This is a genomic window from Burkholderia sp. BCC0405 (assembly GCF_902833075.1).
In the GTDB taxonomy this organism is placed as follows: domain Bacteria; phylum Pseudomonadota; class Gammaproteobacteria; order Burkholderiales; family Burkholderiaceae; genus Burkholderia.
Genome location: NZ_CADFEO010000072.1, coordinates 1 through 373 on the forward strand (window position 1 = coordinate 1; position 373 = coordinate 373).

Annotated in this window: 1 protein-coding gene; it reads left to right on the forward strand. The window is 63.5% G+C overall.

The genetic code is table 11. The annotated features are described in order from the left end of the window. Positions 1 to 373: efflux RND transporter permease subunit (locus tag HWX36_RS36745; protein ID WP_175958583.1), on the forward strand; the 373-nt coding region annotated here is incomplete at both ends.

Consider the following 373-nt stretch of genomic DNA (forward strand, 5'->3'; position numbering starts at 1 on the left):
TGGCCTCGAAGGATCCGACGCTGCAGGGCGTGCGTCCGAACGGCCTGAACGATACGCCGCAGTACAAGGTCGACATCGATCGCGAGAAGGCGAACGCGCTCGGCGTGACGGCATCGGCGATCGACCAGACGTTCTCGATCGCATGGGCGTCGCAGTACGTGAACAACTTCCTGGATACCGACGGCCGGATCAAGCGCGTGTACGTACAGGCGGACGCACCGTTCCGGATGACGCCGGAAGACCTGAACATCTGGTACGTGCGCAACGGGTCGGGCGGGATGGTGCCGTTCAGCGCGTTCGCGACCGGTCACTGGACGTACGGTTCGCCGAAACTCGAGCGCTACAACGGTGTGTCGGCGATGGAAATCCAGGG